This is a genomic window from Marinobacter subterrani, assembly GCF_001045555.1.
Taxonomy (GTDB): domain Bacteria; phylum Pseudomonadota; class Gammaproteobacteria; order Pseudomonadales; family Oleiphilaceae; genus Marinobacter; species Marinobacter subterrani.
This window is the reverse complement of the sequence record NZ_LFBU01000001.1, coordinates 548,837-573,732: the sequence shown is the minus strand read 5'-3', so window position 1 is coordinate 573,732 and position 24,896 is coordinate 548,837. Positions and strand designations below refer to the sequence as shown.

General features: G+C 57.7%; 19 protein-coding genes. 8 read left to right on the top strand and 11 right to left on the bottom strand.

Annotated elements, in window-relative coordinates:
* Nucleotides 1–36: 36 nt before the first annotated feature.
* From msub_RS02680 to msub_RS02670, 3 genes are read right to left on the bottom strand one after another with little or no spacing between them, the layout of a single operon-like run.
* Nucleotides 37–1,494: an efflux transporter outer membrane subunit gene (locus msub_RS02680; RefSeq protein WP_082146388.1), complete on the bottom strand. Its 1,458-nt coding sequence runs from the start codon at nucleotides 1,492–1,494 to the stop codon at nucleotides 37–39.
* Nucleotides 1,487–4,690 (bottom strand): efflux RND transporter permease subunit, encoded by a 3,204-nt coding sequence (locus msub_RS02675; protein ID WP_048494588.1) that lies wholly within the window; start codon nucleotides 4,688–4,690, stop codon nucleotides 1,487–1,489. Before msub_RS02675 ends, msub_RS02680 begins: the two co-directional genes overlap by 8 nt.
* Nucleotides 4,687–5,877, bottom strand: coding sequence for an efflux RND transporter periplasmic adaptor subunit (locus msub_RS02670; RefSeq protein ID WP_048494587.1), 1,191 nt, complete (start codon nucleotides 5,875–5,877; stop codon nucleotides 4,687–4,689). The genes msub_RS02675 and msub_RS02670 overlap by 4 nt, the downstream gene beginning before the upstream one ends.
* Nucleotides 5,878–6,181: 304 nt before the next feature.
* Here msub_RS02670 and msub_RS02665 point away from each other — a divergent pair, with 304 nt between their 5' ends.
* Nucleotides 6,182–7,141, top strand: coding sequence for an AraC family transcriptional regulator (locus tag msub_RS02665; RefSeq protein ID WP_048494586.1), 960 nt, complete (start codon nucleotides 6,182–6,184; stop codon nucleotides 7,139–7,141).
* 143 nt (nucleotides 7,142–7,284) lie between these two features.
* Here msub_RS02665 and msub_RS02660 read toward each other — a convergent pair whose 3' ends face one another.
* The 7 genes from msub_RS02660 to msub_RS02630 form a co-directional block, all read right to left on the bottom strand.
* Entirely contained in the window at nucleotides 7,285–7,695 is a 411-nt protein-coding gene (locus msub_RS02660) for an ACT domain-containing protein (protein WP_048494585.1), read from the bottom strand.
* Between the two features lie 56 nt (nucleotides 7,696–7,751).
* Entirely contained in the window at nucleotides 7,752–9,488 is a 1,737-nt protein-coding gene (locus msub_RS02655) for an isocitrate/isopropylmalate family dehydrogenase (RefSeq protein WP_048494584.1), read from the bottom strand.
* 114 nt (nucleotides 9,489–9,602) lie between these two features.
* A complete protein-coding gene (locus tag msub_RS02650) occupies nucleotides 9,603–10,304 on the bottom strand; it encodes a matrixin family metalloprotease (protein WP_082146387.1) in 702 nt (233 codons plus the stop codon).
* A gap of 564 nt (nucleotides 10,305–10,868) precedes the next feature.
* A complete protein-coding gene (locus msub_RS02645) occupies nucleotides 10,869–11,375 on the bottom strand; it encodes a PRC-barrel domain-containing protein (RefSeq protein WP_048494583.1) in 507 nt (168 codons plus the stop codon).
* 278 nt (nucleotides 11,376–11,653) lie between these two features.
* Nucleotides 11,654–13,873, bottom strand: coding sequence for a PepSY domain-containing protein (locus tag msub_RS02640; RefSeq protein WP_048494582.1), 2,220 nt, complete (start codon nucleotides 13,871–13,873; stop codon nucleotides 11,654–11,656).
* Nucleotides 13,874–13,895: 22 nt separating this feature from the next.
* Nucleotides 13,896–14,366 (bottom strand): DUF2271 domain-containing protein, encoded by a 471-nt coding sequence (locus msub_RS02635; protein ID WP_048494581.1) that lies wholly within the window; start codon nucleotides 14,364–14,366, stop codon nucleotides 13,896–13,898.
* 31 nt (nucleotides 14,367–14,397) lie between these two features.
* Nucleotides 14,398–14,808, bottom strand: coding sequence for a PepSY domain-containing protein (locus tag msub_RS02630; protein ID WP_048494580.1), 411 nt, complete (start codon nucleotides 14,806–14,808; stop codon nucleotides 14,398–14,400).
* A gap of 229 nt (nucleotides 14,809–15,037) precedes the next feature.
* Between msub_RS02630 and msub_RS02625 the strand changes: the two genes are divergently transcribed.
* Together msub_RS02625 and msub_RS02620 are read left to right on the top strand one after the other, a co-directional pair.
* Nucleotides 15,038–15,703 (top strand): response regulator, encoded by a 666-nt coding sequence (locus msub_RS02625; protein WP_048494579.1) that lies wholly within the window; start codon nucleotides 15,038–15,040, stop codon nucleotides 15,701–15,703.
* A complete protein-coding gene (locus msub_RS02620) occupies nucleotides 15,693–17,012 on the top strand; it encodes a sensor histidine kinase (RefSeq protein ID WP_048494578.1) in 1,320 nt (439 codons plus the stop codon). The genes msub_RS02625 and msub_RS02620 overlap by 11 nt, the downstream gene beginning before the upstream one ends.
* 32 nt (nucleotides 17,013–17,044) lie before the next feature.
* On the opposite strand, the gene msub_RS02615 is transcribed toward msub_RS02620, so the two are convergent.
* The gene (locus msub_RS02615; RefSeq protein ID WP_227506619.1) at nucleotides 17,045–18,502 is read right to left on the bottom strand and encodes a TrkH family potassium uptake protein; all 1,458 of its coding nucleotides are present in this window, start codon (nucleotides 18,500–18,502) and stop codon (nucleotides 17,045–17,047) included.
* A gap of 358 nt (nucleotides 18,503–18,860) precedes the next feature.
* Here msub_RS02615 and msub_RS02610 point away from each other — a divergent pair, with 358 nt between their 5' ends.
* The 5 genes from msub_RS02610 (at nucleotide 18,861) to kdpB (ending at nucleotide 24,895) form a co-directional block, all read left to right on the top strand.
* The gene (locus msub_RS02610) at nucleotides 18,861–19,514 is read left to right on the top strand and encodes a potassium channel family protein (RefSeq protein WP_048494577.1); all 654 of its coding nucleotides are present in this window, start codon (nucleotides 18,861–18,863) and stop codon (nucleotides 19,512–19,514) included.
* Complete coding sequence (locus tag msub_RS02605; protein WP_082146386.1) at nucleotides 19,511–20,881, top strand: TrkH family potassium uptake protein; 1,371 nt, start codon at nucleotides 19,511–19,513, stop codon at nucleotides 20,879–20,881. The genes msub_RS02610 and msub_RS02605 overlap by 4 nt, the downstream gene beginning before the upstream one ends.
* Nucleotides 20,882–20,984: 103 nt before the next feature.
* Nucleotides 20,985–21,071: a K(+)-transporting ATPase subunit F gene (gene kdpF, locus msub_RS22515; RefSeq protein WP_082146385.1), complete on the top strand. Its 87-nt coding sequence runs from the start codon at nucleotides 20,985–20,987 to the stop codon at nucleotides 21,069–21,071.
* Nucleotides 21,072–21,150: 79 nt separating this feature from the next.
* On the top strand, nucleotides 21,151–22,863 hold the full coding sequence (gene kdpA, locus msub_RS02600; protein ID WP_048494576.1) for a potassium-transporting ATPase subunit KdpA: 1,713 nt from the start codon (nucleotides 21,151–21,153) through the stop codon (nucleotides 22,861–22,863).
* Between the two features lie 13 nt (nucleotides 22,864–22,876).
* The gene (gene kdpB / locus msub_RS02595) at nucleotides 22,877–24,895 is read left to right on the top strand and encodes a potassium-transporting ATPase subunit KdpB (RefSeq protein WP_048496936.1); all 2,019 of its coding nucleotides are present in this window, start codon (nucleotides 22,877–22,879) and stop codon (nucleotides 24,893–24,895) included.
* Nucleotide 24,896: the final 1 nt, after the last annotated feature.

Sequence of the window (24,896 nt, the reverse complement as noted above, 5' to 3'; positions counted from 1 at the left end):
GAACTTTGGGTTGAGCGCAGAGACCAATACTCCTTGTCAATAGATTGCATGCTTTGGTTCACGCCTGAAACCCTCGCCTGGCAAAAAAGAATCACCTCCTGCATATGGCTGCCCCGCCAAAGACCGGTAAACATCAACCATCGCCAGAACCACGGCCGTTCGGCTTCGCACGTCTTCATCCCGAACGGAGGTAAACTCCTGTTCTGCGTCCAATACCTCGAAAAAACCAATCAAGCCCGCTTCGTAGCGCTCTCTGGCCAGCTCGACCGCTCTCTCGGCATTGTCCATGGCCAGGGAAAGACGTTGTTCACGTTGTTGAGCCCGCTGGTACCGCACCAACCGTGTTTCGGTTTCCTCGAGAGCTTCCAGAACAGTTTGCTGATAATCAGCGAGAGCTGCCCTGCTTTCTGCCCCTGCGGCTTCAATCCGGGCCCGAACCCTGCCCTGGTTCAGGAACGTCCAGTCGATGCCAAGGGCGACTCGCCTGGTCTCGGCAGAGGCGGTGAACAGGTCACTTGTGTCAGCTGCAACCGAGCCCATCAGCCCACTCAGAGTGAAGCGGGGAAACAGATCGGCAGTCGCAACGCCAATTCGGGCGGTGGCGGCGGCCAGGCGACGCTCCGCGGCCGCAACGTCCGGGCGCCGACGAAGAACCTCACCGGGGCTGTCCACTGGAATGACGGGCAGGGTTTCCGGTAATGCTCCCGCGGAAGACAGGGATTCCACCAGGGCTGTCGGTGGCTGGCCGGTCAGAATGGCAATGCGGTGCATGGCTGCCCGCAGGCCGGCCTGCAGGTTGGCAAGTTCTGCCCGGGTCTGTTCCAGCTGGGCACGGGCTCTTACCTGGTCAAATTCAGTGCCCCGGCCTGCCCTGACCCGGGCGGTCACAATATCCAGGGATTGGCGCTGCAACGCCACACTCTGCTGGGCAACCTGGTACTGCTGTTGAAGCCCCCGAAGCTCAAAGTAGCTGCTGGCCAGTTGTCCGGCCAGTGCAACCTGAACCGCACGGAGATCTGCGCCGGCGGCTTCCAGTTCTGCCCTTTGCGCTTCGATTGTGCGTTTGAGGCGCCCGAACAGGTCCAGCTCCCAGGTCGCGGCAATGCCGGCCTGAAACCGTTGCACCCGCTCAGGGCCAGCTCCGGGAGGCGACTGCTCGATATCTGCCAGGTACTGTTCGGAAGCACCAGCATTCACCGATACATTCGGCCACTGCTCTCTTTCGGCACCGTACAGCAGAGCTGCCGAGCGATGGTATCGCGCGACGGCGGCTTCCAGGGTGTGGTTAGCCTCCAGCGCCTGGTCGATCAGACGCTCGAGCATCGGGTCATCGAACCCCTGCCAGAAAAACTGCTGGCCTATGTCGCCGGCCACCATCGCCCGGCCTTCGGAATAAGCCTCCGGTTCCGGTATGGCCGGGGCTTTGTATTCCGGTCCTACGGCACAGCCCGTGAGCAGCGAAAGGACCGCGGTTATCGCGAATACTTTAAGCATGGCTTCCTCCTGGAAGTGCATCACTATTGGGTGTGTCGTCACAGGTCAGTGTCGATGTGTGATGGCTCTTGAGGCGATGGCTACCCGAGAGCTTACGCAGGGCCACATAGAACACCGGTGTGAGGAACAAGCCAAACAGTGTGACCCCGACCATCCCGGCAAACACCGCCGTACCCAGGGCTTGACGGACTTCGGCACCCGCCCCGGTCGCTAACACCAGCGGTACCACGGCCGCGGTAAAGGTGATTGAGGTCATGATGATGGGACGCAGCCGCAGCCGGCATGCTTCCAGTGCGGCCTCAACCACACCGCGGCCCTGCAGTTCCAGCTCCCGGGCGAACTCCACGATCAGGATGGCGTTCTTACAGGCAAGCCCAATCAGCACCACGAGGCCTACCTGAACAAAGATGTTGTTGTCACCACCGCCAAACCAAACGCCGATCAGCGCCGAGAGCATGCACATGGGCACAATCAGGATCACTGCCAGGGGCAGCGTCCAGCTCTCATAGAGCGCGGCCAGCACCAGGAAAACCAACAGGATGGCGAGCGGGAATACCACCAGGGCGGCATTGCTCTGGTTGGCCTGCTGGTAACTGAGGTCCGTCCATTCGAAATCCATCCCAACAGGAAGAGTCTCCTCAGCCAGCGCTGTCAGGATATCCATTGCCTGGGCCGAGGACAGTATCCGCGGGTCTGCCTCGCCGGCGATATCTGCCGCTGGATAACCGTTGTAGCGCAACACCGGGTCGGGTCCGAAGCTCTGGCGGATATCCACCATAGAGCCGATGGGCACCATCTCCCCCTGGTTATTGCGGGTACGCAGGCGGGCGATATCCTCCACGCTGTCGCGATAAGGGGCGTCGGCCTGGGCGATGACCTGCCAGGTGCGGCCAAAGCGGTTGAAGTCGTTCACATAGGTGGACCCCAGATAAGTCTGCAGGGTATAGAACAACTCCGTGAGCGGCACACCCTGCGCCTTGGCCTTGAGCCGGTCTACTTCCACATCCAGTTGTGGCACGTTGGCCTGGTAGCTGCTTATGGGGTAACCCATACCCGGAGTCTGGCTGATCGCTCCCTGGAACTGGTTCACTGCGTTCTGCAGGGCGCCGTAGCCCAGGTTGGCCCGGTCTTCGATAAACAACTGGTAGCCGGAGCCGTTACCCAGCCCCAGGATCGGTGGTGGCATAAAGGAGAAGGCAAACCCTTCCTTCAGCGCACTGATCTTCTGGTTGATCTGGGCATTGATCTCCCCTGCACTGAGGTTTCGCTCATCAAACGGTTTCAGCGGGAAGAACACCACACCGGTATTGGAGGTATTGGTGAACTGCAGAGCGTTCAGGCCTGGGAAGGCGACCGCATTGGCCACGCCATCGGTTGCCATGGCGATATCGGTGACCTTTTGCAGTAACTGGTCGGTGCGTTCCAGCGACGCGCCTTCAGGCAATTTAACCCCAGCCATCAGGTACAGCTTGTCCTGAACCGGGATAAAGCCCGGAGGCACTACCTTGAACATCAGCCCGGTGCCTGCCAGCAGCAGTGCATAAACTACAAACACCGCACCGCGCCGACGCAGGGAGCGCGACACACCACCCTGATACTTCTCCGCGCTTGCGTTGAAGAAACGGTTGAAGGGGCGAAAAATCCAGCCAAACAGGGCATCGATAACCCTTTGCAACCGATCTTTGGGTGCCTCATGGGATTTGAGCAGCATCGCCGCCAGTGCCGGAGACAGGGTTAAAGAGTTGATGGTGGAAATTACGGTGGAGATGGCGATGGTCACCGCAAACTGGCGATAGAACTGGCCGGTAACGCCGGACAAAAAGGCCATTGGGATAAACACGGCGCACAGCACCAGACCAATGGCGATAATGGGGCCTGATACTTCTTTCATGGCCTGGTGAGCCGCCGCCAGGGGTGTCCGGCCGTCCTCAATGTTTCGCTCCACGTTTTCCACCACCACAATGGCGTCGTCCACCACAATACCGATGGCGAGCACCAGGCCGAACAGGGTCAGGGTGTTGATGGAGTAGCCCAGCAGGTAAAGCGCGCCAAAAGTGCCGATAACCGACACCGGCACTGCGAGTAACGGAATAATGGAGGCGCGCCAGGTTTGCAGGAAAAGCGTGACCACCAGTACCACCAGCAACACCGCCTCCAACAGCGTGGCAATGACCGCCTGGATGGAGTCGCTCACGAAGATGGTGGTATCGTAGACCGCTTCGTACTTCACATCGTTGGGGAAGCGGGCAGCCAGTTCGTCCATGGTTGCAATCACTTCATCCCGGATCTCCAGCGCGTTGGCTTCCGGCGCCTGGAAGATACCAATGGCCACGGCATCCTTGCCGTCCAACTGGGAACGCAAGGTATAGTTACCGGCCCCCATCTCCAGTCTGGCTACGTCTTCCAGGCGAAGGATCTCACCGTTGCTGCCACGTTTGAGAACGATGTCGCCAAACTCTTCGACGGTTTCCAGCCGGCCCCGGGCGTTGATCAGGGTAAGAAAGTCGCCGTCCGGCACCGGCTCGGCACCGATCTGGCCAGCGGATACCTGCACGTTCTGTTCCCGCATGGCGCGAACCACATCGCCGGCGGTCAGACCACGGGCGGCGATCCGCTCCGGGTCCAGCCAGGCCCGCATGGCATAGTCTCCCCCACCGAAAATCTGCGCATCCCCTACCCCACGGATACGGGCCAGGCGGTCGCGAACATGCAGGCGGGCATAGTTACGCAAGTAGAGTGTGTCGTAGGTGCCGTTTGGCGATGTCAGGTGAACCACCATAAGAAAGGTTGGCGACTGCTTCTGGGTGGTCACGCCCTGGCGTCGAACCTCCTCCGGTAGTCGGGCCAGCGCCTGACTCACGCGGTTCTGTACCCGCACGGTGGCTTCTTCGGCGTCGGTGCCGGGGCGGAAGGTTACCGTCATCTGGAGCACGCCGTCGGAGCCGGCAACGGACTTGAAATACATCATGTCTTCAACGCCACTGATGGATTCTTCCAGCGGCGTTGCCACGGTTTCCGCGATTTCCTTGGGGTTGGCGCCCGGGTACACGGTACGCACGACCACAGACGGCGGCACCACTTCCGGGTATTCACTCACCGGCAAATTAGGAATGGATATAAGCCCGATGGCGAAAATGATAATGGACAGAACAGCCGCGAAGATCGGCCGGTCCACAAAAAATCGGGAGATGTTCATTGTGCTGCCTCCCGAGCCATGGCAACCGAGTGAGCATCCTGGCCGGATTCCTTCATGGCAACCAGCTGTGGCTTGACCTCCATGCCCGCACCAAACACCTTCTGGACACCGTTAATCACAACCAGATCGCCCCGGTTGAGACCTTCACGGATCACCACCAGATCGCCAACCGGGCGCCCAGTGGCAACGTGCCGGGGCGCAACTCGATTGTTGTCATTCACTACGTAAACATATCGGCGATCCTGATCCGCCAACACGGCATTGCGCTTCACGAGAAGCGCCCTGTCCAGTTGTGCCACCGGCATTTCCACACGGGCAAACTGGCCGGGCCTGATCATACCGCCCGGATTATCGAGCACTGCACGGTACTGTAGGGTTCCGGTTCCCGGGTTCACGTGGTTGTCGATGAAGTCCAGTTTGCCCTGGTATTGACGGCCGCTTTCGTCCCCGAGCGATATGCGCAGATTACGGATACGACCATCCTCCAGAAGTTCCTGGCTGCTGGCCGAGAATTTCTCAGCTGCTTCGAAATAGACGTGCATCGGGTCTACCGATACTACGGTAGTCAGAAGGCTCCGGTTCGCATTCGCGAGGTTGCCGCGAGTTACCAGTGCACGGCCGGCACGGCCGCTGACCGGCGCGGTCACCCGAGTGTACTGAAGATCCAGCTCGGCAGTATCCAATGCTGCTTGGGCTGCCTGCACCTGGGCGCGGGCACTCATTAGTGCGGCATTGCGCTGGTCGTATTCTTCGCGGGAAATCGCCCGGCTTTCCAGCAATGTCTGTGCCCTGCCAGCTTCACTGCGGGCCAGTTCCAACTGACTACTGGCCAGCGCCAGTTCCGCACGGGCTGCCTGCTCCCTGGCCTTGTACGGTCGGGGGTCAATCTGGAACAGCAGGTCTCCAGCCGTTACCACCTCACCCTCTTCAAAAGCCACTTCGGTAATGTATCCAGTGACGCGGGGGCGCAGCTCGACGGTTGCCGGCGACTCCACCCGGCCGGTAAAGGATTCCCATAGGGTGACCGGTTCCTCAAGGACTTCGGCCACATCCACCTCCGGTGGCGGAGGCATGGCCATCGCCTCATCGCTTTGTGCCTCACAGCCAGTCAACAAAACGGTCAATGCAATGGCCAGGCCCGCCACCGGACCATAATCGCTGTATTTTTTTACCGCCGGATTTTCCATGGTTTTTTTCTCGCTCCAGTATTCGGGGTAGCCTTGTGAGCGTTCCCGTTTGCCAAGTAATCGGTTGGATCGCTTGTTTAGTCGGTTGGGTTGCGTCAGATTCGACATAACGATATCGAGAGCGGGGACAGTGACGGTATCGGGTTACTGCGGAAAGCTTGCCTGATTCTGCGGGGCGGTTTCGAAACGCATTTCTTCGATTGCCGATATCTGCGTTGTCATTGCCTGATCCTGCAGAAATGCCTGACTATGCATACGATTCAGGTGTACAAGGATTATACTGCCGCAAAAGGGAGATGCACCGATGACAGCCACCATTCCCGAGATTTCAGGAAATCTCACACTCAACCTGCAGCAACAGCTCGCCAGGGTAGCCCGCCAATGGACGACGTATCAGGGTATTCAGGGCTCTGCCATTGATGGAGTGGAATTGGTTCGTTGTGACGAGCCGTCCAGTTGTGGCTCAAGTGTCTATGAACCGTCACTGTGCTTTGTGATCCAGGGCACCAAAACTATTCAGTTAGGTGACCGCGAAATCACCTACCGTCCCCTCACCTATCTGGCCAGTTCGGTCCATTTGCCGGTACTGGGGCGTATCGTTGATGCCTCGGAGGAGCAACCTTACCTGGCCGCAAAGTTAAAGGTGGATCCGCAGGAGGTTGCAGAGCTGGTGCTGGAGCTGGGGGACAAAGCACCGCCGCTGCACCCGAATGAATCCTGCCCGGAAATTCAGTGTGGCCTATGCGTGTCATCGATGGATGAACAGATGCAGAGTGCGCTTTACCGGCTCTTGCGTCTGCTGGACTCACCCAGTGACATTCCCATCCTGGCGCCCCTGGCTCGAAGGGAAATCATCTATCGTGCACTTGTGGGTGAAATGGGGTCACGGATGCGCAAGTTTGCCGCTGTCGACTCACAGGCACACCGCATTTCCACAGTCATCTCGGCACTGAAGGATCATTATGCGGCCCCCTTACGAATAAGCGAGCTGGCGGAAGCCGCCAACATGAGCGAGTCAACCCTGTACCACAGTTTCAAACAGGTTACCCGCATGTCACCGCTGCAATTCCAAAAGAAGTTGCGGCTGCATGAGGCCCGGCGGCTAATGCTGATCGAGGGGCTTGAGGCTGCAACTGCAAGCTATCGGGTGGGTTACGAGAGTCCGTCGCATTTCAGCCGCGAATACAGCCGCATGTTTGGCGCTCCGCCTAAGGCGGACGTAACACTGCTTCGGGGTGCGAGGGAAACGGCGGAGTCTGTTTAGCCTGAACGTCATTTACCGGAGTGCGAATCTACGCTCACCACTTTTTCGTTCCTGAGTGTAACGAATTGGGTCACTTGTGTGGTCGTCCACACAAAATGGGCCAGAAACCAGAGTTGTAGCTCTTGAGCCATATCGCCCGTTTCTTAACCACTGGGATTACTGGCCAGCTCCTTCAGCGCTTTCATGGCCTCATCGCTTCGATCGCTGGGTACAAACATGTGGTCGTGATAAAACCCGGCGATAACGTTGGTGGTAATGCCCCGTTCGGCAAGCAGGCTCGTTACCACGGATGTGAGCCCCAGGGCTTCAAGACTGGAGTGGCCTTCGAGCGTGATGCGGCGGAAGATTCTGTAGTAGTCGAGGCCTTCGGCTTTGGCCTGCTCTAGGGGAATGACCAGTGTCAGGCCTTCCAGTTCGGCAATGCTGACAAGGGGCTTGAGGTGTTCCAACTCGCCGTACTTTGCCTTGGGCACTGTGCAGTAGACGTAGGTCGTCGAATCCAGTTTTGGTGAGAGCTGCTTGATCAAATCCTGGAGAAACTGTGAACGCATCATCTTTTACTATCCTCGAGCCGAGTGTTGCCGTAATTTTGGGAGAAATTTCAAATTACCTACCCGAGAGCCTTCTGCACAGCCTCGAGAAATTCAATCATATCTACGACTCGCTCCGAATCCGGATCAATGGTTTTGCCTTGGAGGTCCACTGTGACAATGCCACGGTCGACTGTGTCGGTCAGTGCCGCCTTGAGTTGCACGGCGTATTGGCACAGGAGTTCATTGCCTTCCCGTTCGCCCAGGGTTTCCAGGGCGTTCGCCAGTGCGAAGATCAGCGCTGAGGGATTGAAATGCGCTACCTCGCCATCGCTCTCCAGATACTTGAGGTAGAGATCATGAGCGGTACCGTGGGGCGCTTCGAACAGCATGGTGCCGTCCTTGCTCTCGATAATCGAACTGGCGGTTGCCAGGCTGCCACCGAGTGCGGCTGATATGTCCGAGAAGATGTCTCCATCCAGATTCTGGGAGGGATACAGGGCGTTTCTGGGTGGATCTGTGATCATCTTCTTGAGCTGGCTTGACGGCCGCATGATCATGAACGACGGTGGCGGCGTGTGTTCGCTCGCCAGCTCTCTGCGCACCTCGGTGATCACATCGCTGTAGACTTCGTCATACTCCATGTACTCGCGTTTGAGGCCGAAATACACCTCTTTGTCCTTGCGCGAGGCATCGCGGAACACCTGCAGAACCCAGTCCTTGATGGCTTCCCGGTCATTGGACATGAGCAGCATGGGGTCGCCTTTTCTGACCCGGCGGGCATGCTTTTCGTCACCGTCGACGATGACCTTGAGAATGCCATCCTCCTGGGCGGCCATATTGAAGCTGCCGTACTGGTCGCCGCCACCGGCACTCATGCGAGAGATGGACACGTGGGCACCCCGGCTGGGAATGCCGAAGGCCTTGAGCTGATTCACCAGTTTGAACAGTTTGCGCCCGGTGGTGTTGTCAGGAACACCCCAGAGCGCCCGCTCCGGCGGGCTGGAAACAATCCGCGCCGCCTGGGCATCGATCAGCTCGTAGTAATAATTCAGCCCCAGATCCGCGATCTGCTGCTGGTAGTCGCTGTGATAGATGTCCTCGATCACCGAGCGCATGGCGCCGTCGTAGCCGGGGATCACGGTATCTTTCAGGCCGAGGTACACATCCCGTTTTTCCGCGATGGCCCGCTGGAAAAAGCGGTGGGCCCAGGCTTTAACATCCTCTATGTCATTAGTCGCCAGCAACCAGGGATCGCCTTTGCGGATCTCACGGCGATGCAACTCCACCGGGTTCCCACTGCTACCCACGAACATCAGTTTGACTACGCCGGTTGCCAGGGACAGCTGGTTGAAGCTGTCCTTGATGCCGCCAAGCTCCATGGTGTCGACGTCAATATCGCGCCCCACCCAATCCGGCCGGCGGATATTGAGGTTCCGGAACTGGATGTCTTCCCGAGTGATGTTGCCGCTGATGCCCTTGCGAATCGCGCCGTTCGGAGACTTGGTCGCCAGCGGGTGCAGGTTGTTGCCGTCCACATCCGGGTGCTTCTGGAGCAAGTCCTCCAATTGCTGCCGGTTTACGGTCATACCCGCGTTTTTCACGCCAACACCATGGCGCTGTAGCGCATCGATGGCATCAATCACAACCTGGCCATTGGTCAGCAGGCGGTTTTCCGCAGAGAGATCAATTTCCTCCAGCTGGATCTCCAGGCGCGTTGCTACGAACTTCTCGAGAATATGCTGGAACGCGACCTGCGCCATTTCATCCCCGTGGAGGATGACCAGAGGCGACCTTACCTTGATCTTGCTGCCCATCGGTGTCTCCCTGTGATTAGCCGTTAAGTCTAGATCATCTTCGGGAAAGATCTCTTCAATTCTGGCTAGACATGAAGCTAAAGCTTCTCTGAGGTTAAGCCCAACCCTACTATGTCAAAGCTCTGGCTTAAAGAGGTGGGAGGCGGGGGCAGTGGCCAATTGATCATCATTGGTGCGGGGTCCATAGAGCCGCTGGACGCCCCGCAGATCGCCGGGCTGCAGCTCGGCGAACGCTTCTGTGTAGCGAAACCCCATCACTTGCCCGGATGGCCCTGGGTGATCCAGGCCAATGGCGTGACCGATTTCATGAATCAGCGTATAGCGGATATCGTAGACATCGTTGTCGCCGTCGAACCCGACTTTCCACTTGTGTTCGGGGTTCAGGCACACGAGGGACTGGTCGATGGCGCGTACCCCCTCTTTCTCATCGGGCCCGTAGGACACATTGGCGAAAGCCTGCATTCGCGGCTGACCTTGTGCACCAAGAATGATATCCGCATCCCGGGCATCAGCAACACGGTGGAATGAGAGATCAGCAGCACGCTCCCAAACCCGAAACGCCTTTTCCGCCTCCTGTACCAGCCTCTCGAAGGGGATACCCGGCCCGGTAAGCACCCTCATCGGCGCCAAATCACGACAGTTGCGCGCATCATTGAACCGCATAGTCTCGTCGGCAAAGGCGTAGCTGATACTTGCCCCTACCCCTAGTGTCTGCTCGCCCCACTTGACCTTGTAACCGTCCAGTTCAAGTAGACGATAACCGTCGTCTCCGTTGTCGGCAGACGATGGGAGGGGCAATGGCAGAAGCGCGGCCATTGTTAACGCTTGGATAAAAAGGCGTGCACCCGTGACTGTTCGCACTGTGGTCTCCGAACAGAGATAACTCAAGACATTGGAACGGACCCAATGAGCGCGCTTTTTGAACGCGAGTGGGGGTTCCGGTAAAGGACAACGAGCAGGTGCACCACCGCACTGAGAAAGCCTTCGCATATGCCCAAACAAACGGGGGCATTCCCGCGAAATCAAGACCCGAGTCGCCTGGAAAGATTACTGATAACCCAAAGACGTGTCGATCGTAGATTGGTAATAAAATGTTGTTCGAAAAACGACCTTTTCTCTTTTTACTCTGTGTGATAGCGAACAGATAAGATAACTGCGATAACCTACTCTGTGTTTGGATGAGGCGAAGGAGCAGCCTGAACAGGACGTTACATCGGGCGCCGCAAGGATGAGGACGCAACCGGAATTCGGGGTTTGGAAGCAAAGGAGGTGCGTATGAACAATATCATCTATATCGTCGGTGCAGTGGTTATCGTTTTGGTGATTCTTTCCTTTGTTGGCATTGGTTAAGTTGGGGGCCTTTAAAGGCCCCCGGTTTCACTACTGCGTTTTATACTCTGGTGCCGAGATTAGATCGTCTCGGCTTTCGTCAATCCGCAGTTCCTGCTTATCAGCAGTGCCGGATTTCATCACTTTATCCCAGCTAATCGCCACGCTTTTCTCGCCCATGCCCAGGAATCCGCCGACGCCAATGACGATCGCGACGACTTGACCGTTCTTGTCGATAATCAGATCACTAACCGAGCCCACGTTTTCATCACCGCTGGTTTTAACCTCAGCACCAATCAGTTTGCTCGCATGCATACCATTAGCCGGGGCCGTGTCAACATAACTCTGGCTTTGCATGCCGGCCTGGTCACTCATTTTCTTGTCAGCCTGAAGGTTCCCGGTCGTTGACTTGGTTGCGTCCTGATCTTGCTTGTAGCCCTGCTCTCCCTGGGAAACCTCCGAGTCAGACGTTGGCTGAGCAGCGAGTACAACACCGGAACCTAGCGCAATGGCTGGTGTAACCAATGCATAAAATGCAAATGAATGTAATCTTTTCATGGGATTCTCCATCGAATCGGGTATGTAAGTCAGACAAAATGTCTTTACTAACCGCCTCACCAGAGCTTTCCTCACAAACGTCATTGCATGTAAGGAGGCTGAATCGCTATTACAGATCGAATTCAGGATGATGTTCGACAGTACCCGGACGGCGTTGCTCAGTCGGTTCGTTAGCACACTGATAGGGCGGCAAAAGGGCCTGGAAAACGAAACGGATCTATCCTCCCTGGCGCTCACTCAATGCGAAGTTGAAGGCGGGAGTGTTTACCAGCCTGAGGTCAGTAAACATCCTCCAGATATCGCCCCTCGGCCCGGAGCGTCTCCACGTCGATTGCCAGGGGTTGGAGGATCTCTTCAATCACCTGCTTTACTCCCGAAGCCATATTCCGGCCACCACAGACCAGTATCTGTGCACCAGCCTTGATCATCTGGCGCACCGCGATCTCATCCTGTCTCAGTTTGTCCTGGACATAGGCGCGTTCCTCAGATCGGGAGAACGCCGTATTCAGGCCCGTCAGCCGATTGTCTTCAAGATAGCGTCCCAGCTCGGGCTGATAGAGAAAATCGGATTGTGAGCTGCGCCCGCCCCAGTAGAGGTACATGGGATTGCGTTCAGTATTTTTCCGGATGAAACCGGTTAACGGGCCAATCCCGGCACCGGCGCCGATCAGAATGACCGGGGTGTTTCCCGTGGCCGGCCGGAAGCCTGGATTGTGGCGGATAAAGCCATCAATCTGGTCGCCCGGCTTCAGGCCATGCAAGTACCCGGAGCAAAGGCCGCCTTGCTGCTTCCGAACACATATTTCCAGAATCCCGTCGGTGGCCGAGGATGCCAGAGAATAGATCCTCGCGTCCTGTCCCTGCGGAGGCATTACGCCAAGCAGATCGCCCGCTTCGAATGTCGGCAGCGCTTTGCGGGCTCTCGGAAGAAGCCTCCGCCGGCGGCCCTGTTGCGATACCTTGAAACGCAGGATGCTGGTGGGCGCCTGCACGGCCAGCCCGTAATCGGCCCGCTCCACAAGCTCCAGCTTTAACGTGGGCGGCGGCAACGGATCGTAGGCCAGTGAAAACGGAGTTCCGGTAAGCTCGCTGAGCTTGTTGCCCCACTCACGGAACCGGGTAGTACAACTCCGGTCAATCAGCTCAACACGGTGCATACGGCGCAGCCCTTTGCCCGCAAGTGCTGTATCGACCTCACGCGCATACTGGCAGAAGTTCGGAAACTGTCGGTCGCCGAACCCCAGTACGGCATATTTCAGGCGCTCTCCGGGGCGAAAATCACCGAGCCTGGCCATAAACTGCCGGGCCGACGCTGGTGCATCACCGTCGCCATAAGTTGATGTCAGCACAAAGAGCATGGACGCATGGGGATAATGCTCCGCAAGGGCGTTCATTTCGCTGCAATGCACCCGGAAACCTGCTTTGTTCAGGCTGGTATGGAGTGCCCGTGCAAATCCCCAGGTGGTATTACCTTCGGAACCCACCAGGATAATAGCCTCGGCCTCGGAGCCAGCAGCATTGTCCGGAAGCTGTCCTGATGACCGGCGCCGCTGCCACCATAGAGTGATTCCTGTCAGGGAAAGCACCGGTACGGTCAGCGCCGCTGCACCAAGAATCAGGCCCAGCCACCACAGGCCCTCACCGGTGTGTAAGCTGATGATCCATTGCTGGAATACACTCGCCGCCGGCCGGGGCTGGAACTTCAACAGCTCGCCCGTCGCCTGGTCCACGAAACCGGAACCGCCACTGGTCGTCAGCGAATAAACGTCCTGTGGGTCATCCGGATAGGGAAAAACCAGTTCCCGCAATTCAGTGAGGTCAACATTTGCCAGTGCACTCAGGGTAGCCACCGGAGCCGGTTGGCCACCAGAGACTTCAGCAGGAAACATCGGCCCGGGTGCGGGAGGTTCCGGCAGCAGGCCGAAGCGCTGGGCCGACAGGTAGCTTCCGGTCAGGGCCGACAACAGCAAACCGAGCACCGCAAAGCGGGCCAGTTCTGCGTGCAGTCTTTTGCCGCCGGAGCCGGCCAGCGGTCTGAACAGAGCGCGCCAGCCACCGGTTCTGCGCACCAGCAGGAAGATTCCGGAAATACAGATAAGCAGCATGACCGCAGCCATTACCCCGGCCAGCATCCTGCCCGGATCATCCAGCAGGAATGAGCGATGCAAATCCTTGATCCAGGTGAAAAACGCGGATGGCTCATAGGGTGCAATGCCCTCCCCGGTCGACGGATCGACAAGGTCCGCCCCCGGCTGGCCATCATGGCTGTAATACACGATGACGCCACCGGAGGGGTTGCGCGCGATCTGTTCGGTTCCCGGGTAATGTGCCACTACCCGCCCCGCCAGTTCCGCCACGTTTACCTCACCGGCAGCCGGGACAACCGCGGCTGCCCGGTCTATTGCCGGGGCCAGCGCCAGAATTGCTCCGGTAATGGCAAGTGTTGTCAGGAACAACGCCGCAAACAGCCCCGGTAAACCGTGCAATCTTCGTAACATTGCCTTAGCTCCCACGAGTCAGTCAGAAGTCGTAACGGAACGAGCGAACATAACCACGCCCGGCAACCGGTTTACCGGCCCCTTCGCTGGTCAGTGGTACCGCGACATCCGCCCGGTTCTCACGCATGTCCTCGACGGCGGTGTCGATACGGATCTCATGGCCGCTGTCAATCAGGGCATCGTCCAGGTTGAGGGTGATTTTCAGGGTTTTCCCGCTGGTGATACTGGCCCCTGTCAGGCCATCATACTCAGCCGGATTGAGCCTGCTGCCGCGGGCCCAGCCACTCAGGTGCCTGTAGTATTTGGATTTTCTTCCAGCAACCCAGAGAGTTCCCTGGTAGTTTCCGGAGGCATCCGTGAGGTAAAGCGCCAGATAGGCGCCATCGCCTCCGTAGTTGAGCAGTTCAGTCGTAAAGGTGACTTCACGAGCCTGGGCAAGCGCCGGCAGTGCGAATGCCAAAGCCAGGCCCAGGGCAAGAGCGATCTTTTTCATACAGTCTCTCCGGTAAAAGCCTGAAGTCGGCTCATTCGACGGTAACTTTGGGACGACCCTTGACGATGCCGTTCGTGGGAGCCGGCGCCTGGCCGGTGCCCTGGGTACCGATCGGGTTCTGGTTGCCGTAGCTGCCTTCGTTGCTCTCGTCCTCGTCATCGTCATCGCCCTCGCCCTCTTCCCGTTCCACTTCCATCAGCATGAGGGAGGCCGGAGCAAACAAAGCCTCTGTGCGGTGACCTTCCGGATCGAGGCCCTTCACCTCATAGCAACCGTCATCCACCTTGATGCGGTATACCGTCCAGCCCTGCCCCTCCAGTTTCGAACGCAGGTTTTCCCGGGGCTGCCAGTTGGCCACCGAGTCATCACAATCATCGTCAGCCAGCAACGGAGTACTCAGTAACAAAACCGTGAGGCCTAAAAGCATGGGTTTGGTCTTCATGAAATGTCTCCTGTTGAATCCACAACGAAGACTTTATGAGGTTTTCCTGACACTGGCCTGAACGCCACCGGGCCCCCGCAGTGAACGCAGGCGAAACGGGTATGCTTTGTGTAGACTCGCAGTGAAGGCGCAAGCAACAATAATGCTCCCTCTCTTCAGGCTGTTGTCAGGTAACGGCCGTAGACTCTGTCCGGGATTGCTCCAACTTGTACTGACGAAAAGGTGCGGCATGCGGGTATTGCTGGTTGAAGATACTGCGGGGCTCGCCGAGGCTGTGCGGGATCAGATCACGGATGACGGCCACGCAGTGGACTGGGTTCAAACCCTAGCCTTTGCCGACACCAGCGTTCAGACCACAGCCTACGATCTGATATTGCTCGACCTGATGCTGCCCGACGGCCATGGGCTCGGCTTCCTGAAAAAGCTGAGAACCGCCGGAAACACAACCCCCGTGATCATCCTTACCGCCAGGGACCAGGTGTCTGACCGGATTGAAGGGCTGAACGCCGGCGCCGACGACTACCTGGTAAAACCTTTTGATCTATCCGAGCTGTCGGCCCGTGTGGCCGCGGTCGCCCGGCGTTATCGGGGCAACCCGAGCCCACGCATTCATGTGGGCAATCTCGAGGTGGATCTCGGTGATCACCGCATCAGTCGCGATGGCCAGTCGATAGAGCTTACCGCCCGGGAATGGGCGTTGTTCGAGGGCTTTATCCAGCGACCCGGGATACTATTATCACGATCGCAACTGGAAGATCGCCTCTACGCCTTCGGTGCGGAAATCGAAAGCAACACCATTGAAGTCTATGTCAGCCGTTTGCGAAAAAAACTCGGGCGCAACGCCATTATAACTGTCAGGGGCATGGGCTATCGCCTGGACACACATGAGCAATAGAACCAGCTTACAGAAACGCCTTGGCATCGCCCTTACGTTCGGCGTCACCCTGCTCTGGCTGCTTGGTGTCACAGCGTCAGGCCTGGTGGCACAGCACGAGATGAATGAGGTTTTTGACAGCGCCCTTCAGGAAACGGCCCAACGGGTTCTGCCGCTGGCGGTGACGGGCATCCTGAACCGGGAAATTGGCGCCAGGAACGAGACGGCCCCTGCCCTGGAAGAACATGACGAACATCTCACCTACGTGGTCAGAGACCGGCAGGGGAAGATCCTGCTTCAGTCCCACGATGCCGACCCGGACGTTTTTGCAACATTACCCCGGAAAGGGTTTTCCAACACGTCGACCCACCGGATATACGGTGCGTCTGCCGTCAGCGATACGATCTACATCGAAGTGGCCGAGCCCCTGGCGCACCGGCGTGAGGCTGCGTTGGAGGCGGGCCTGGCCTTGCTGATGCCTTTGCTTTTTCTCATCCCTGTCAGCCTGCTGGGTGTCTGGTGGGTTGTCCGGCTTTCTCTGCGCAGGGTGGTCGAATTCCAGCAATCGATAGAATCCCGCGGTGCCGGGGATCTCTCCCCGGTTGAGGGTGGCCGGTTACCCGCAGAATTTGAGCCGGTCGCTGTTGCCGTCAACCGGTTGCTGGAACGATTGCTCCGCGCGCTCGAAACCGAACGGAGTTTTACCGCAAACAGTGCCCATGAGTTGCGAACACCCCTGGCAACAGCGCTCGCCAAGGTGCAGCGGCTGAAAACCGAGGTACACAGCGATCCGCTCAGGACCAGAGTTGGTGAGATTGAGGAGGCACTGCGCAGTCTCGCGGGTCTGTCCGGAAAACTGCTGGAACTGGCAAAAGCGGAAGGCGGAGGTGCGATATCCCAGGATCAGCACAATCTTGTGCCAATCCTGACAATGGTCGTAGGCGATTTTGAAGGAGAGGCCCCGGGACGAATTAACCTCACCCTGCCCGGGCGCGAGGCCAACTCGTTCCTGGATCCCGACGCCTTCGCGATTCTGGCGCGCAACCTGATCGAAAACGCTGTCAAATATGGCTCCCCGGACCAGCCAGTGGAGGTATCCCTGACCGCAGACGGTGCATTGCGGGTGCGCAATGGGGGCAACCTCATACCGCCAGACCAGCTTGCCCTGTTGCGAAACCGGTTTGTGCGCGCGACCACCCATGGGCCAGGCTCAGGCCTGGGCCTGGCAATTGCCGATGCGATTGCTGAGGGTGCAGGTATGACACTGGTTCTGCGCTCACCGGCAACCGGATGCGGGGATGGATTTGAGGCGGAGATCTATCTGGTCTGAGTCCAAAAGCAGACGACTTCGCCCGAATGGAATCAGCTGCGCCAGAACTGCGGCGAGAACATTACAAACACACTCAGAAGCTCCAGCCGCCCGAGCAACATGGCTGTCATCAACACCCACTTTGCTGCATCCGGCAACGTCTGGAAGGTTCCTGCCGGGCCAATTATGTCGCCCAGCCCCGGGCCAACGTTTGACAACGCTGTCGCCGCCCCACTCAGGCTGGTTGTCAAATCAAGCCCCAACAACGCCAGCATCGACGCTACAACAGCCAGTGTGGCAAGAAATATAAAGGAGAAGGCGACACTGGAGGCGACGATTTCATCGCTGATGATTCGCCCGTTGTAATGTCGTGCTACCACCGCGTTGGGGTGCATAAGCCTGAGTACCTGCTCACGCAGAAGCAACATGGACAACTGGAAACGGAAAATTTTCATACCACCCGCCGTCGAGCCCGAGCACCCTCCTACAAACGTCAGGAAAAAGAACACCACCACCACAAAAGGGCCCCACATCGAGTAATCCTGGGAGGCGTATCCGGTGGTTGTAACCACCGAGGTAACATTAAACAAGGCGTGGACAAAGGCATCCAGAGGAACCGCCCCATCATTCAGAACTCGATAGAGCGCGATCACCGCCGCAACCAAAACGAGGAATTTTATAAAAAAATGAACCTGTTGATCCCTCAGTAGTGGCTGGGCCTGGCCATTTACCAGTCTGACGAACAGAAAAAACGGGACGCTTCCCAGTATCATGAAGATGCTCGACGCGACAAAAATTGAAAGCTGATCAAACTGTCCCATTGAGCTGTCTGAGGTCGAATATCCGCCCGTCGAAACGGTTGTCAGCGCATGATTGATGGCATTGAAGAGGTCCATGCCCGCCAGCCAGTAAGCCGCAATACAACCGATCGTTAACAGCAGGTAGCTGACCACCAGCCCCCGGGCCAGACGGTTGGTTCGTGGTACCGCTTTCTCGGTCCATTCAGACGATTCGGTGGCAAAGAGCCGCATACCACCGATTCGCAAAAAGGGCAGAATCGCCACGGCCATGCCAATGAACCCGATACCTCCCATCCATTGCAGAATGGAACGCCAGAGCAGAATGTCCGCGGGCAATGTGTCCAGGCCGGTAAGAATCGTGGAACCTGTGGTTGTTACGCCCGAAATACTCTCGAAAAATGCATCAGTAACGCTGAGGTTGAGGTCGCTAAACAGTAATGGGAGGCTTGCAAACCCGGGAATGATAACCCACGCCGACACGGTGAGGATAAACATCTCCCGCTGCTTGAGACCATGGCGCTGTTTGCCGGCGGCGAGGAAACCGGCTAAACCGACACCAAAGCAGATAGCTGCAGACTTGACAAATGCCAGCCAGTCCGGCACTCCGCCCTCGAACATCAACAGGGTAACCGGCAGTGTCATCAGGGCACTCACGAGAATTAGCAGAAAACCCAGGATCTGAACGACAGGCAGGATGTTTATAAGTGGCATAATTAGAGCTGCTCAGACCTCGTTGACAACGTTTGAGCCAAAATGGCCCCAAAATTGAGTATGTGCAGGATAGTCAAAATAGCCTCTGCTGCTACCGGACACCCCTTATTATCTTGCACTGGCGACCGCCTCGCCGGGGACAAAGACGCCCATTGTATTTTGCAGCCGCGTAAGATTCACTAGGCGGCAACCGTTTTTTCGCGCCAGCGACCGGTGATTACGAGATTCAGGCCAGGATCTGACGGAATTTCACGGTATTTTACAGGGCTGCCATCGAACTTTTGGCAGATCCTGGCCAGGGAAGCGCTACACTTATACCCTTTCGTTATTCTATAAGGCCCGGGAGAGGTCCAAGCTCATGATTGGAAAACAGCAAATCATCGTCATTGGCCTTGGTATTTTTGGCGAGACGATCGCCCGGGAGCTGACCCGTCTGGGGCATGACGTTCTGGGCCTCGATTCCGATGAACAGCGAGTGGAAAGACTGGCGGAAGACATTACTCACGCCGTTATTGCGGATGTCACCGATGAAAACTCCCTCATCGAGCTGAATGCCGGAAGCTACGACGCAGCTGTGGTGGCCATTGGCAGGAACGTTGAGGCCACCATGCTGGCAACCATGCAGCTTCGCGAGCTTGGAGTGAAAAAAGTGTGGGCCAAGGCACTGACCAACCAGCACCACCGGATTCTTGAGCGCCTCGGCGCAACCCGTGTGATCGGGCCTGAATACGAGATGGGTGTCCGGATTTCGCAGGAGCTGAACTATCCCATGGTGCATGACTACCTGAGTCTGGACGATGATTACTTCGTGGTGGATTTCTACACCACGGAGGAACTGGTGGATAAAACCATTGCCGAACTCATTGATGGCGCACCGGTAGAAGCACTGGTTTTGAAACGGTTACAGGAAGCGCACCCCCATCCGGATCATACCTGGACAATTCGACATGGCGATCGGCTGGTGCTTGGCGGGCATCTTGACGACCTGAGAGAACTCGTCGACCGCCTATGAAAGCGAAATTTCTTGATCTGATTGCGCATCGTACGTCGGACACTGGGTCAAACCGTGAGCGACGCATCAATCCTCCCCGGCTCCTGCTTGAGGCGTTTCTGGTCCTGATCGGGCTGGGCGCCTGCTTGCTGAAGTTGCCTTTTGCCACGGTTGAACCTGTCACCTGGATGGAAGCGGCCTTTACAGCCACATCAGCCATCACCGTTACCGGCCTCGTTGTTGTGGATACCGGCAGCCAATACACCCTGTTCGGGCAGCTCGTGATTCTGACGCTGATCCAGCTTGGCGGCCTGGGTTTGATGACCTTTGCTGTGCTGACTGCCCTCGCCCTGGGCTTCAAACTCCGCCTGCAACATCAGTTGGTTGCTCAGGAAGCGTTCAACGAAATCTCGCTACACACCGCCAGAAAAGCCGGGGGTTCCATTGCGCTCTTTGCGCTGGCTGCCGAGTCCATCGGTATTGTGCTTCTGAGCCTGTTTTTCGTGCCCGAACTTGGCTGGGCCGAAGGCCTTTACCAGGCACTGTTCTACACCATTTCAGCCTTCAACAATGCGGGCTTTGCGTTATCACCAGACAGCCTCTCTGCCTATGTCGGCCACCCTGGCATAACCCTTTCGGTAACTGCCCTTTTCATCACAGGTGGCCTTGGCTACATCGTCGTGATGGAAATTCTGGACAAACGCTGTTGGTCCCGGTTGTCGGTGTACGTGAAGGTGATATTGCTGACCACTCTGCTGCTCAACCTTATCGCCACCGCAGCCATTCTGATTCTGGAGTTCGGCAACCCGGCAACCCTGGGCGGGCTGGACAGTTTCGGGGATAAGCTTCTGGCGGCCTGGTTCCAGGGCGTGACACCGAGAACCGCAGGCTTCAACACGCTCGACATAGGCGCATTAACCGCCGGAACCAGCGTGCTGATGCTGCTACTGATGTTCATCGGCGGCGCACCCAACTCCACAGCCAGTGGTATTAAAGTTTCAACCTTTGTCATCCTGATTGCGGCCACCCGGTCTTTCCTGCGCGGCCATCTCAAGGTCAGCTTTTTCCGGCGTTCCCTGAGCAGTGAAACGGTACTCAAGGCCCTCGCGACAGCAACCATCGGGATGGCGGTGGTTTTCGTGGGTGTTCTGTCACTGAGCATTCTGGTTGAGGACGAGTTTCTTGATATCGCCTTCGAGGTGGTTTCCGCGTTCGGCACCGTTGGTCTGTCTCGCGGCACAACCAGCGAACTTGGCACTGCCGGCCAACTGGTGATCATGGCAGTGATGCTGGTTGGCCGCCTCGGCCCCCTCACGCTCGGGTATACCCTTACCGTGCGGCGCAAATCCCACGTTCAATATGCCAATACCGAGTTTCCGGTCGGCTGAAGCTGAACGGATTTTAACGCATTTTTTACGGGCTCCACGGTATTTGGTCATCGAATTTTTACGCCCTGCCCCAGCACCATAGAGACACACTCACTGAAGGAGTATGAGCGTGTCCACTTTCCTTTTAATTGTTTCTGTTGCAGTTGGCGCCTACCTGGTCGCCGCCCTGCTCTGGCCCGAGAGGTTCTGACCATGGCACTGATCGGCATTGGCATCATTCTGGGGCTTTTTGGCCTGTGTTTCCTGTTCATTGATCTGGAGGAACGGCTGTGAACGAGGTCATTATCATCTATGCGGCCACGCTTCTGCTGGCGTGGCCACTGGGCAAGTACATTGCTGGCGTTTTCAACGGTGGGAAAGGAGCCGCGGGTGCTGTTTTTCTGCCGGTAGAGAACGGGCTTTATCGACTGTTCGGGGTTGATCCCTCACAACCCATGAGCTGGCAGGGGTATGGCAAGGCCTTTCTGAAACTGCATCTGGTACTGGTGCTGATCATATTCGGGCTGTTGATGGCCCAGGGTTTCCTCTTTCTGAATCCTGATGGTATCGGTGGCATGAGCTGGGATCTTGCCCTGCATACCGCGGTTTCCTTCCTGACCAACACCAACCAACAGCATTATTCTGGCCAGGCACAACTGAGCTATCTGGCCCATACCTTCGGCATCGTCACGCTTCAGGTGGTGACGCCGGCAGCAGGTATGGCGGCTCTGGTGGCGATTGTCCGCACCCTGTTTGTTCGCGGTGATAAACAATCACAAGCCTCTTCAGAAGGCCCGGTTTCGGTCGGTAACTTCTATGAAGATATCACCCGCTCTGTCGTCCGGGTGATGCTCCCGGTCGCTGCTGTGGTTGCCTTGATTATTGCGTCCCAGGGCGTTCCCAACAGCTATGAAGGCGCCCGCACGGCAATTCCGCTGGATCAGACCGCTGAAATGGCTGAACAGAACATTCCGATCGGTCCTGTTGCACCAATGGTCGCCATCAAGCAGGTCGGCACCAACGGTGGTGGCTGGTATGGCCCCAACTCCAGCGTACCGCTGGAAAACCCGACCCCTATCAGCAATTTCGTCCAGACGGTGTCCCTGGTACTGATTCCTGCCGCGATGGTGTTTGCCCTCGGCTTCATGACAGGTCGGCGCCGGCTGGCCATGGTGGTCATGGGTGTGATGGTCGTAATGTCCGTTTCGCTTACGTCTGTCGCCATCTGGTCTGAGAATCAGCCAAACGCAGCCTTTTCAGGACTGGCCGCCGAGGGCCCGAACCTTGAAGGCAAGGAGGTTCGATTTGGCGCAACCGCAACCGCGCTCTGGGGAAGTTGGACCACGCAAACTTCCAATGGCTCGGTAAACGGCATGCACGACAGCTTTAACCCGATTGGCGGCATGATTCCGATGATCGACATGTTCATCAACGTTACCTTCGGCGGTATTGGCGTAGGGCTGATTGGTTACCTGCTGTTCCTGCTGTTGGCTGCGTTCCTCGGCTCCCTGATGATCGGGCGAGCACCGGAAATTGCGGGCAAGGCCCTGGAAACCCGGGAAATGAAGCTGGTGTGTATCGCCCTCTTGATTCAGCCGCTGCTTATTCTGGGCTTTAGCGCCATCACCGTGGCTTTCCCCGCTCTGACCGGAAATTCCAACCCGGGTTTCCACGGCATCAGCCAGGTGATTTACGAGTACGCCTCGGCCTTTGCCAATAATGGTTCCGGCTTTGAAGGCCTGGGCGACAGCACTGTCTGGTGGAACGTTACCTGTGCCGTCAACCTGGCCCTTGGCCGTTTCATTCCGATTCTGGCGCCTCTGGCGGTTGCCGCCTCGCTTGCGGCCAAACGGTCTGCTCCGGAAGGTCGCGGTAGCCCGAGCATCGACACGCCCACCTTCGGGCTGATGACCCTGGCGGTGATTGTGATGTTTACCCTGCTGAGCTTTATGCCGGTGCTGATTCTAGGCCCGATTGCTGAAGCCCTGGCTCTGATGTCCTGATTGGAGAACGATGATGTCCAAGAAAACCCCTAAAATGACAGACTCGCTTGATCTGGGCAGCGTTATAGGCCAGTCAATCAAGCGTCTGTCGCCAAAAGACCTGGCCCGCAATCCAGTGATGATGGTTGTCGGTGTCGGCACGCTGATTACCTTCCTGCTGGGCGCAACCCATCTGGCCCAGGGAGCACCAGCCGGGCTTGATTTCGCCATCTGCGCGATCCTGCTGTTCACGGTGCTGTTCGCTAACGGAGCGGAATCCGTGGCTGAGGCTCGTGGCAAGGCCCAGGCTGGCGCACTCCGGGCGACCAGGAAGGATCTGAAAGCCCGCAAGTTGGATGGTGAGCAGCATAAGGAAGTCGCGGCGACAGACCTGCGCCGTGGCGACCGCGTGCTGGTGAAACCCAACGAGCTGATCCCTGCCGACGGTGAAATTGTCACCGGCGCCGCGACCATCAACGAATCCGCGGTGACGGGTGAATCCGCTCCGGTGCTGCGGGAGGCCCGCACCGACAACAGTGGCGTCAGCGCCGGCACCAAGGTGCTCTCTGATGAGATCGTGGTTGAGGTGACGGTGGATCCCGGTAACTCATTGCTGGATCGCATGATCGCCCTGGTAGAAGGCGCAAAACGTCAGAAGACCCCGAATGAACTGGCACTCTCGGTTCTGCTGGCGGCCATGACCCTTGTGTTCCTGATCGTGGTGGTGTCGCTGGTGCCCTTTGGCGGATTTGTCGGCGCCACGCCCTCCTTCTCGGTACTGGTTGCGCTGCTTGTCTGCCTGATTCCCACCACCATCGGCGGCCTGCTCCCGGCCATCGGTATTGCTGGCATGGACCGCGCCATGCGGGCGAATGTGATTGCCAAATCCGGTAAGGCGGTTGAGGTAGCCGGTTCCATCGACACCCTGCTGCTGGACAAAACCGGGACCATCACACTGGGTGATCGCAAGGCCACCGCCTTTGAAACCGTTCAGGGCGTGGCGCCTGGCACATTGAGGGATGCGGCATTGCTGACTTCACTGGCGGACCCCACCCCAGAGGGTAAATCTGTGGTCGCCCTGGCCCGGGACAAGGGATCCAAGGTTGAAGCCTCTGAAGGCACAGAGTTTATCGAGTTCTCCGCCAACACCCGCATTTCCGGTGTGGATTTGCCCGATGGCCGGATACTTCGCAAAGGCGCAACCGATGCTATTCGCAAATTTGTCATCGCGAATGGCGGCAACTATCCGCAGGAAACCGACCGCCTGGTCGATCGGGTTGCCAAGAACGGTGCAACTCCGCTGGTGGTGGCTGAAGGCAATCGCGTTCTCGGCGTTATCGCCCTGTCGGATGTGATCAAATCCGGTATCAAGGAGCGGTTCGCCAAACTGCGGGAAATGGGGGTTAAAACGGTGATGATCACCGGTGACAACCCGGTGACAGCTGCTGCCATTGCCGCCGAGGCCGGCGTTGACGACTTCATAGCCGAGGCCACCCCTGAACAGAAACTGGACATCATCCGCAAGGAACAGGCGGAAGGCCGTATGGTGGCGATGATGGGTGACGGCACCAACGATGCCCCGGCCCTGGCCCAGGCCGACCTGGGGCTGGCCATGAATTCCGGCACCCAGGCGGCGCGGGAAGCCGGCAACATGGTGGACCTGGATTCCGACCCGGGCAAACTGCTGCAGGTGGTGGAGATCGGCAAGCAGCTTCTGATTACCCGGGGCTCGCTGACCACCTTCTCCCTCGCCAACGACGTGGCCAAGTATTTCGCCATCCTGCCGGCGCTGTTCGTAACAAGCCTGCCGGCGCTGGATGCGCTGAACATTCTGAACCTCTCGAACCCGATGAGTGCGGTGCTGGCAGCGACGATTTTCAACGCCCTGATCATACCGGCCCTGATTCCGTTCGCCCTCAAAGGCGTTCAGTTCAAACCGGCCAGCGCGACCCAGCTGCTGCGACGTAACCTTCTGATTTTCGGATTAGGTGGGCTATTGCTCCCCTTCGTCGCCATCAAGGCGCTGGATGTCATGCTCACCGTGGTAATCTAAG

Bases quoted from the DNA above. Each gene is read 5' to 3' on its own strand.
- msub_RS02680 (WP_082146388.1), bottom strand. From the start codon at position 1,494: ATGCTTAAAGTATTCGCGATAACCGCGGTCCTTTCGCTGCTCACGGGC.
- msub_RS02675 (WP_048494588.1), bottom strand. From the start codon at position 4,690: ATGAACATCTCCCGATTTTTTGTGGACCGGCCGATCTTCGCGGCTGTT.
- msub_RS02670 (WP_048494587.1), bottom strand. From the start codon at position 5,877: ATGGAAAATCCGGCGGTAAAAAAATACAGCGATTATGGTCCGGTGGCG.
- msub_RS02665 (WP_048494586.1), top strand. From the start codon at position 6,182: ATGACAGCCACCATTCCCGAGATTTCAGGAAATCTCACACTCAACCTG.
- msub_RS02660 (WP_048494585.1), bottom strand. From the start codon at position 7,695: ATGATGCGTTCACAGTTTCTCCAGGATTTGATCAAGCAGCTCTCACCA.
- msub_RS02655 (WP_048494584.1), bottom strand. From the start codon at position 9,488: ATGGGCAGCAAGATCAAGGTAAGGTCGCCTCTGGTCATCCTCCACGGG.
- msub_RS02650 (WP_082146387.1), bottom strand. From the start codon at position 10,304: ATGGCCGCGCTTCTGCCATTGCCCCTCCCATCGTCTGCCGACAACGGA.
- msub_RS02645 (WP_048494583.1), bottom strand. From the start codon at position 11,375: ATGAAAAGATTACATTCATTTGCATTTTATGCATTGGTTACACCAGCC.
- msub_RS02640 (WP_048494582.1), bottom strand. From the start codon at position 13,873: ATGTTACGAAGATTGCACGGTTTACCGGGGCTGTTTGCGGCGTTGTTC.
- msub_RS02635 (WP_048494581.1), bottom strand. From the start codon at position 14,366: ATGAAAAAGATCGCTCTTGCCCTGGGCCTGGCTTTGGCATTCGCACTG.
- msub_RS02630 (WP_048494580.1), bottom strand. From the start codon at position 14,808: ATGAAGACCAAACCCATGCTTTTAGGCCTCACGGTTTTGTTACTGAGT.
- msub_RS02625 (WP_048494579.1), top strand. From the start codon at position 15,038: ATGCGGGTATTGCTGGTTGAAGATACTGCGGGGCTCGCCGAGGCTGTG.
- msub_RS02620 (WP_048494578.1), top strand. From the start codon at position 15,693: ATGAGCAATAGAACCAGCTTACAGAAACGCCTTGGCATCGCCCTTACG.
- msub_RS02615 (WP_227506619.1), bottom strand. From the start codon at position 18,502: ATGCCACTTATAAACATCCTGCCTGTCGTTCAGATCCTGGGTTTTCTG.
- msub_RS02610 (WP_048494577.1), top strand. From the start codon at position 18,861: ATGATTGGAAAACAGCAAATCATCGTCATTGGCCTTGGTATTTTTGGC.
- msub_RS02605 (WP_082146386.1), top strand. From the start codon at position 19,511: ATGAAAGCGAAATTTCTTGATCTGATTGCGCATCGTACGTCGGACACT.
- kdpF (WP_082146385.1), top strand. From the start codon at position 20,985: ATGAGCGTGTCCACTTTCCTTTTAATTGTTTCTGTTGCAGTTGGCGCC.
- kdpB (WP_048496936.1), top strand. From the start codon at position 22,877: ATGTCCAAGAAAACCCCTAAAATGACAGACTCGCTTGATCTGGGCAGC.